Genomic DNA, 8,622 nt, shown 5'->3' on the forward strand with positions numbered 1-8,622 from the left:
TGTGTGCGCAAGGAAGATCAGGGCTGCGACGGTGTAAGAAAATACGGTCTATTACACGCGATGATGCAGCGCGCGTTTTAGGTCTTGCAGAGCTTTTGCGGCGACTTTCGCAGGCGTCATCTCGCCGACTTTTGCTGTATCCCGCAAATGTTTTAGAAGCTGGTGGTAATGCTCGACGAATAGCTCGTCGGTTCGCCCTGCTGAGAGTTCTTTTCGAAAGTTTATTAGCTCGGTGTGGGTCAGGCCCATGGCGCTTGCTACCTTTCTTGCGGCATCGGCGATTTTGACCCCGGCATCTCCGAATAAGGAGACCACAACCGCACCTGTCGCCAAATGGTGGCCATCCATCAAAGGAATTCGCCTCGGTCGTGAACGCCTCCCATCCTCTCGCTTGGCCGGCTCGGGAAGCTCGGTGCGCTCGGCCGGCTCGGTGATGGGGCTTTTAATTCCTTTGTCGGCGTCGAGCAGCGCGCCCATGATCTCCTTGATTGGCAGAAGATGTTCTGGAGGGACGCCGACCCGGTTAAAGTACGTATTGACCGCCGCCAACGTTCGCCAAACACCCAACCGCCGGTCCCGATCACGGTATTCGGTGTTGGCGCGGTCGAGACTGGCCTTGAGGCGTTCAAGATCGTCGTCGCTCATTGTCTGGCCCTCAACGGCACTATATCGGCGCCGCCCTTTAGGATCGACGCCAGTCTGTCAGCCCATAGGTCAAGAGCCTCGCGCTTTTCCTTGTCGTAGGTATAGCGGGCATAGACGCGGCTGGTGATCGAGGCTTTCGTCGCCGACACGTGATTGAGCACATGGCCAATGACGAATGGCGATATGCCGATCTCTTCCATATGCGTGGCAGCGGTGCGCCTCAGGTCGTGCGGCGTCCAGGGTGAGACACCCATGATGGTGACGACGTTGCGCTTCGTCGTCTGCTCGCGCTTCACGGCCTTGGCAATTGCGGCGCCGGTCACGGCAGCGCGGGCGCCAGGACCGGGGAAAACGAATGAAGCTACTTCCCTGCCCTTTCGGTCGGCTAGGGCCTCGGTGTCGGCCAGTTGCTCGTTGATGATGTCGACGGCCATATTTGACAGCGGCACGACATGCTCGCGCTTGTTCTTCGACCGCGCAGCCGGGATCGTCCAAACCTTCTCGTCGAGGTCGATCTCGTTGCGGGTCATGCCCGAGACTTCGCCAACACGCTGTGCCGTGACCAGACACATACGAATGACGCGCCGCGTCGACTCGCGCATGTCAGTGTCGGCCAGCGATGCCCACATGGTTCGGATTTCATTGGCAGGCAGAACACGATCGCGCTCTGTCGTCTCGGTCGGCCGCTTCATGCCGTCGACAAGGTTTTCGTCCAGGTCGCCGCGTCCCTTCGCCCATCGGACCATTGCCCGAACGTCTTCGAAGATCCGGTTTGCCTCTACGTGGGCGCCCCGGTCCTTCACGGCATCAATGCATCTGGTGATATCGCGGCGGTGCAAGTCTGCAAGCTTAATGGTCCCAATCGGGTCCGCGACGTTCTTGCGAAGCCGGCGGGCGATCTCGTCGCCAGACCGTTTCGTAGAGGCTTGCCGGGCAACATAATTGTCAATGAGGTCTGCGACGGTCTGCGAGGCCGCCAACGCGCGTTTCTCGACGAGAGGGTCTTGGCCCTCGCCAATGCCGCCGCGCCCTTCCCTGGCCTTCTCGCGCGCCTTAGCCAGTGTCAGCTTCGGGTCGCCTTCGCCATACCGGCCAAGCTTGATCCGAGCCCGCTTGCCATCGGCCGGGCGCGTGTAGTTGAGATAGAAGGTTTTCGCGCCACCGGCTGATGCCAAGAGCGAAAGGCCCTTCACCACCGTGTCGAAAAATTCGGCCTGCAAGCTGCCGTTCGGCGGCTTGGCCGTCTGACAGAATCGGTCAGACAGTTCGATCTTAGGCATGGCACCCCGCGACCAACCGGTTTCATTATGTACGGTATTATGTACGCCAGTACATGCGCTTTGTCGATACCGGTTGCGATACGATGCAACGCCATGCACCGCAGAACGCCTTATGTGATAAGGGATTTAGAGTTGCAGCCTGTCGCAGCGAGTTGCCACAAGGCGCGTCGGAAACCCTCTGTTAACCGGTTGGTCGCTGGTTCGAATCCGGCCCGGGGAGCCAATTAATCCAAACTGCGAACGCCCGCCTGCGCGCGGTTGCACTCCAGATACTCCTTCCTCGACAGCGAGCATCTTCAGGAGTTGATGTTGGCGACATTTTTCCCGTCAAGATAGTCGGCTCTGGAATTTCAACCGAAAAAAGCGCTATGATGACCTTGGCATTCGCCGGGACCAGCTTCGCGTCCTCCAGAATGCCGGGAGGGACGGGACATGGCCGTAGCGCTTGTACTCGTTTTGGTCGTTGTGGGCTCGGTGATGTTTCACCTGCTGAGTCCTTGGTGGTGGACGCCGATTGCCTCGAACTGGGGCTATATCGACAACACCATCATCATCACCTTCTGGATTACCGGCGTCGTCTTCGCCGCCGTGGTTCTATTCATGGCCTATTGCGTCTTCCGCTTCCGTCATCGGGAAGGGAACCGGGCTGCCTACGAGCCGGAGAATAAGCGGCTCGAATCGTGGCTGACGATCGTCACCGCGGTCGGGGTCACGGCGTTGCTGGTTCCCGGCCTGTTCGTCTGGAGCCGCTTCGTCAACGTCCCGAGCGACGCAACAGAGGTCGAAGTCGTCGGCCAGCAGTGGCAATGGAGTTTCCGTCTGCCCGGCAAGGACGGCAAGCTTGGCACATCCGACACCCGCGAGGTCACCGCCGACAATCCGTTGGGCGTGATCGCCAGCGATCCCAATGGTCGGGACGATGTCGTGGTCGAAGCGGCTGATCTGCATCTGCCGGTCGGCAAACCGGTCAAGATGCTGCTCCGCTCGATCGATGTGCTGCATGATTTCTATGTGCCGGAATTCCGCGCCAAGATGGACATGATCCCGGGCTCGGTCACCTATTTCTGGTTCACCCCGACCAAGACCGGAACCTTTCAGGTCCTGTGCGCCGAACTTTGCGGCCAAGGGCATCCTTTGATGCATGGTGTGGTCATGGTCGACACGCAGCAAGACTATGTGGCCTGGCTCGGCCAGCAGCAGACTTTCGCGCAATTGTCGGTACCCCAGCAAACGGGCGCGGCAGACAACGCGCCGGGGAAGACGGTGGCGCCGGGGAAAACGATGGCGCCGGACAAGACGATAGCGCCAGGTTTGAAAATTGCGGCAAAGCTCGAAACGGTCGAGTCTCGCTGAAAAGGACACGGAGGTCTTCCTATGGTCGACATCACGCCCGCGGATGGCATCCCCCCGGCCGAAGTCGCGGAAATGGAGCTTTACCATCCGCACAGCTGGTGGACGAAATACGTCTTCTCGCAGGACGCCAAGGTCATCGCCATCCAGTATTCGGCGACGGCAACCGGAATCGGCCTGGTCGCCCTGGTGCTATCCTGGCTGATGCGGCTGCAACTCGGCTTCCCCGGCACGTTCGACTTCATCACCCCTGAAGCCTACTACCAGTTCATCACCATGCACGGCATGATCATGGTGATCTACCTGCTCACCGCCCTCTTCCTCGGCGGCTTCGGCAACTATCTGATCCCATTGATGGTCGGCGCGCGCGACATGGTCTTTCCCTATGTCAACATGCTGAGCTACTGGATCTACCTGCTCGCCGTGCTGGTCCTGGTGTCGAGCTTCTTTGCACCCGGCGGACCGACAGGTGCCGGCTGGACGCTCTACCCCCCACAAGCCATCATGAGCGGCACGCCGGGCGGCCAGGACTGGGGCATCATCCTGATGCTCTCCTCGCTGATCCTGTTCATCATCGGTTTCACGATGGGCGGCCTGAACTATGTGGTGACTGTGCTGCAGGGCCGCACGCGCGGCATGACGATGATGCGCCTGCCGCTGACCGTCTGGGGCATCTTCACGGCGACCGTCATGGCGTTGCTCGCCTTTCCGGCGCTGTTCGTCGCCTGCGTGATGATGCTGCTCGACCGCGTCCTCGGCACCAGCTTCTTCATGCCGGCGATCTCCGAGCTGGGTGAGCAACTGCAGCACAATGGCGGCAGCCCGATCCTGTTCCAGCACCTGTTCTGGTTCTTCGGCCATCCCGAGGTCTACATTGTGGCCTTGCCGGCCTTCGGCATCGTCTCCGACCTGATCAGCACCCATGCACGCAAGAACATCTTCGGTTATCGGATGATGGTTTGGGCCATCGTCGGCATTGGCGCGCTGAGCTTCGTGGTCTGGGCGCACCACATGTATGTCAGCGGCATGCACCCCTATTTCGGCTTCTTCTTCGCCACCACGACGCTGATCATCGCCATTCCGACCGCCATCAAGGTCTACAATTGGGTGCTGACCCTGTGGCGTGGCGACATCCATCTCACCATACCCATGCTCTTTGCCCTGGCCTTCATCGTCACCTTTGTCAACGGTGGGCTGACCGGGTTGTTTCTGGGCAATGTGGTCGTCGATGTTCCGCTGTCCGACACGATGTTCGTCGTCGCCCACTTCCATATGGTCATGGGCGTCGCCCCGATCCTCGTGGTTTTTGGCGCGATCTATCATTGGTACCCGAAGGTCACCGGCCGGATGCTCAACGAAATGCTGGGCCGGTTCCATTTCTGGGTCACCTTCCTCGGCGCCTACCTGATTTTCTTCCCCATGCACTACCTCGGCCTGATGGGCGTGCCGCGGCGCTATGCTGAACTGACCGACATGACTGTCATGACGGAGTCAGCCCACCACCTGAACTCGTTCATCAGCGTCATGGCGTTCATCGTCGGCTTTGCCCAGATGGTGTTTCTGTTCAATCTGATCTGGAGCATCCGGCATGGCCGCGAAGCCGGCGGCAATCCGTGGCGGGCCACGACCCTCGAATGGCAGACGCCGCAAACACCGCCGGCCCACGGCAATTTCGGCAAGGACCTGCCGATCGTCTATCGCTGGGCCTATGATTACAGCGTACCGGGCGCCAAGGAGGATTTCATCCCGCAGAACATACCGGGCTCCTTCGGCCCCTCGAGGGAGCCGGCATGAGCGTCATCCTGGTCTTCCTGCTCGTCATCGCCGGCTTTGCCGGATGGTGGCTTTCGCACCAGAGGCTGATGACCAAGCCGTGGCTCGAACAAGGTCTGGCCGGTGATTTTGTCGGCCTGGACCGGTCGGCGCTGCCCACCGCCAAGATCGGCCTCGGTGTCTTCCTCGCTGTCGTCGGCTGCCTTTTCGCGCTCTTCACCAGCGCTTATTTCATGCGGATGGCGGTGTCGGACTGGCAGCCGCTGCCGCTGCCGCGGCTGCTCTGGCTCAATACCGGCGTGCTGGTCCTGAGCAGCATAGCCCTGCAATGCGCCGTTGTCGCCGCGCGCAGGGGCCAGATCGACATGGTCAGGCTCGGCCTCGCCACGGCCGCGCTCACGGCGCTTGCCTTCCTGATCGGACAGCTCATGGCATGGCGGCAGCTGACCGCCGACGGCTATTTTCTGACCTCCAATCCGGCCAACAGCTTCTTCTACCTGATCACCGGCATGCATGGCCTGCACATATTGGGCGGGCTGGTGGGCCTCGGCAGAACGACCGCCGGCGCCTGGAATGGAGCGCGGCCGGAGCGGCTTCGCCTCGGCGTCGAACTGTGCGCCATGTACTGGCATTTCCTGCTCTTCGTCTGGCTCGCCATCTTCGCCCTGCTGGCGGGTTGGGCCGCGACGTTCATCGATATTTGCCGACAATTGCTGACCTAAGGGGATCAAGCGGATGGCAGAGACAGTCACGCATATCGGCCAGACGGAGCCACGGCCCGCGGGCTGGCAAGGCATTGCCGCCGACTGGTCCTCGGATCAGCGGGCGTTCAAGAACGTGTCCTGGGGCAAGGCCATGATGTGGATCTTCCTGCTCAGCGACACCTTCATCTTCGGCTGCTTCCTGCTCTCCTACATGACCGCGCGCATTTCGACACGCGTGCCGTGGCCCAATCCGAGCGAGGTCTTCGCGCTTCGCATCGGCGGCTCGGATATCCCGCTGATCCTTATTGCCATCATGACCTTCGTGCTGATCTCAAGCAGCGGAACGATGGCCATGGCGGTCAATTTCGGCTATCGCCGCGACCGCCGCAAGACGGCAATCCTCATGCTTCTGACCGCGGCGCTCGGCGCGACCTTTGTCGGCATGCAAGCCTTCGAATGGACCAAGCTGATCACGGAAGGGGTGCGGCCCTGGGGCAACCCCTGGGGCGCCGCACAATTCGGTTCGTCTTTCTTCATGATCACCGGTTTCCACGGCACCCATGTGACGATCGGGGTGATCTTCCTGATCATCGTGGCGCGCAAGGTCTGGCGCGGAGATTTCGACACCGGACGGCGCGGCTTCTTCACCAGCCGCACGGGGCGCTACGAGAATGTCGAGATCATGGGGCTGTACTGGCACTTCGTCGATCTGGTCTGGGTGTTCATCTTCGCATTCTTCTATCTTTGGTGAGAGGCAGACATGGCTGAAGCAACCGCAAACGGCCTCGGGCAACACGCACTTCACGCTGCGCATGAAGCGCCGGCGGCCGTCGCCCATGCCGACGCGCATCAGGAACATCCGATCAAGCTCTATCTGGTGGTCTGGGCATGGCTGTTCATCCTCAGCACGTGCTCCTACCTGGTCGATTATTTCGGCCTCCATGGCTATCTCAGATGGTCGCTGATCCTGATCTTCATGATCCTCAAGGCAGGGCTGATCGTCGCCGTCTTCATGCACATGGCCTGGGAACGGCTGGCGCTGACCTATGCGATCATCCTGCCGCCGATACTGGTGCTGGTGTTCGTGACGATGATGGTCCTCGAAGCGGACTATACGCTTTTCACCCGGCTGACGTTTTTCGGGTCCGGGCCCTGACACGCAAACCGGATTTGCCCGGGCATTTCCGGTCTGGACCCACGCATGCGGCGTGCGTCCAGTTCGGTGCCGGCGCCTTGAAACAATCGGCAGCTGGTCCATTTTTATCAGAGCATGATCCGGCGAACTCCGGCAAGGGAGGCCAAGATGACGATCGCAAACAGACTGAAGGACTTCATCGACAGCAAGGGAATTTCCTACGACACCGTCGCTCATCACCGCACTTCGACAAGCCGGCAGGCGGCAATAGCCGCGCATGTGCCCGGCAGCATCATGGCGAAATCCGTGGTCGTTCACCACGAACTTGGCTATGCAGTGGCCGTGGTTCCGAGCACCCACAGGATCGAGCTCGGCACATTGCAAGACGTCATGGACAAGCGTCTCGGACTCGCCTCCGAAGACGAGATGATTTCGCTCTTCGGCGATTGCGACACTGGCGCCATCCCGCCCATCGGCGCGGCCTACAATGTGCCGGTGATCGTCGATGAAAGCCTTGGCGACGCCAACGACGTCTACTTCGAAGGCGGCGACCATAAAACGCTGGTGCATGTCAGCGGCAAGGATTTCCGCAACCTGACCATGGGCGCATACCAGGCCCGCTTCAGCCATCCGGCTTACTGACGGCTTCGATCAAACCCGCAACGGCACCCTCGCCGGTGCGGTGAGGCGGAACTTCCTCAACTCGCCGATCTGGCGGGCGGCTCCACCACCTTGCGGTAGACATGCCAGGTGGCGTGCCCGAGGATCGGCAACACGACGGCCAGCCCGGCGAAAACCGGCAGCGAGCCGATGATCAGGGCGACGGCGACGATCAGTCCCCAGACAGCCATGGTGATCGGGTTCGCCAGCACCGCGCGCACCGAGGTGTGGATGGCTTCGTAGGCGCCGACGTCGCGGTCGAGCAACAATGGGAAAGCGACGACCGTTGTGCACAAGACGACCGCAGCGAAGACGAAGCCGATGGCGTGCCCTAGGATGATCAGCGTCCAGCCGCGTCCGGTGGCGAATATTTCGTTGATGAAGCCGGATATCGATGCCGGCGGCGCCGGGCCGAAGAGATACTGGTAAAATAGCTGGGCGGTCAAAAGCCATGTGATGAAGATTGCAAACAGCATGATCCCGACCGCCGCGATGGCCGGCAGGGCCGGAGAATTCCTGACCTCGAAAGCGTGCCTCCAGGAGGTGTCGAGTCTGGCTTCCCGTCTGCGGCTGATTTCATAGAGACCTATCGCCGCGAAGGGGCCAATCAGCGCAAAGCCGGAGACCAGCGGAAACAACAGCGGCAATGCATTGGCGCCCGACGTCCAGACGGCGAGCACGACTCCCACGAGCGGATAGATGAGGCAGAGAAAGACGATGTGCGACGGTTTGACCATGAAATCGTCGACGCCACGCTTGAGCGCGTCGAAAAGGTCGGAAATACCGATTTTTCGAATTTTGGTATGCTCCAGCGTCTCGCTGGCGCCTGCTATCACATGAAAGCTTGCCATGACCGTTCCTCCAGAGCGGGCCCGGTAAGGTCGCGGTTTCACGGTGCTGCCGTTCTGCATGAATGGCCACGCAAAACCGCGACCTGCACCGCAATCAACATACTCTTTTGCCAGGGACTTGTCGCCCTTTGTCGGAAGAGCCAGGGGAATCGGGTGAGTTAATTATCGTGAGATGACGCTTACGAGGAATTCGTCGTCCCACGCCGCCACTTTTCGTTTCAATC

Annotated in this window: 9 protein-coding genes; 6 read left to right on the forward strand and 3 right to left on the reverse strand. The window is 60.5% G+C overall.

Annotated elements, in window-relative coordinates; genetic code table 11:
* Positions 1–51: 51 nt before the first annotated feature.
* Both NKG99_RS24360 and NKG99_RS24365 read right to left on the reverse strand, forming a co-directional pair.
* Positions 52–645, reverse strand: coding sequence for a hypothetical protein (locus tag NKG99_RS24360; protein WP_352871310.1), 594 nt, complete (start codon positions 643–645; stop codon positions 52–54).
* Positions 642–1,925 (reverse strand): tyrosine-type recombinase/integrase, encoded by a 1,284-nt coding sequence (locus NKG99_RS24365; RefSeq protein WP_352871311.1) that lies wholly within the window; start codon positions 1,923–1,925, stop codon positions 642–644. The genes NKG99_RS24360 and NKG99_RS24365 overlap by 4 nt, the downstream gene beginning before the upstream one ends.
* 432 nt (positions 1,926–2,357) lie before the next feature.
* On the opposite strand from NKG99_RS24365, the gene NKG99_RS24370 reads away from it, so the two are divergent.
* The 6 genes from NKG99_RS24370 (at position 2,358) to NKG99_RS24395 (ending at position 7,529) form a co-directional block, all read left to right on the forward strand.
* Positions 2,358–3,278, forward strand: coding sequence for a cytochrome c oxidase subunit II (locus tag NKG99_RS24370; protein WP_352871312.1), 921 nt, complete (start codon positions 2,358–2,360; stop codon positions 3,276–3,278).
* Positions 3,279–3,299: 21 nt separating this feature from the next.
* Positions 3,300–5,069 carry a cytochrome c oxidase subunit I gene (ctaD, locus tag NKG99_RS24375; protein WP_352871313.1) on the forward strand — a complete coding sequence of 590 codons (1,770 nt, stop codon included), beginning with the start codon at positions 3,300–3,302 and terminating at the stop codon, positions 5,067–5,069.
* Entirely contained in the window at positions 5,066–5,770 is a 705-nt protein-coding gene (locus NKG99_RS24380; RefSeq protein ID WP_352871314.1) for a cytochrome c oxidase subunit 3, read from the forward strand. Before ctaD ends, NKG99_RS24380 begins: the two co-directional genes overlap by 4 nt.
* Before the next feature lie 13 nt (positions 5,771–5,783).
* Complete coding sequence (locus NKG99_RS24385) at positions 5,784–6,503, forward strand: heme-copper oxidase subunit III family protein (protein ID WP_352871315.1); 720 nt, start codon at positions 5,784–5,786, stop codon at positions 6,501–6,503.
* 9 nt (positions 6,504–6,512) lie between these two features.
* Positions 6,513–6,908, forward strand: a complete 396-nt coding sequence (locus NKG99_RS24390; protein WP_352871316.1) for a cytochrome C oxidase subunit IV family protein — start codon at positions 6,513–6,515, stop codon at positions 6,906–6,908.
* A gap of 147 nt (positions 6,909–7,055) precedes the next feature.
* A complete protein-coding gene (locus NKG99_RS24395) occupies positions 7,056–7,529 on the forward strand; it encodes an aminoacyl-tRNA deacylase (protein WP_352871317.1) in 474 nt (157 codons plus the stop codon).
* Positions 7,530–7,585: 56 nt separating this feature from the next.
* On the opposite strand, the gene NKG99_RS24400 is transcribed toward NKG99_RS24395, so the two are convergent.
* Positions 7,586–8,398, reverse strand: a complete 813-nt coding sequence (locus NKG99_RS24400; RefSeq protein ID WP_352871319.1) for a DUF2189 domain-containing protein — start codon at positions 8,396–8,398, stop codon at positions 7,586–7,588.
* Positions 8,399–8,622: the final 224 nt, after the last annotated feature.

It is taken from the genome of Mesorhizobium sp. M1409 (assembly GCF_040317535.1).
Taxonomy (GTDB): Bacteria; Pseudomonadota; Alphaproteobacteria; order Rhizobiales; family Rhizobiaceae; genus Mesorhizobium.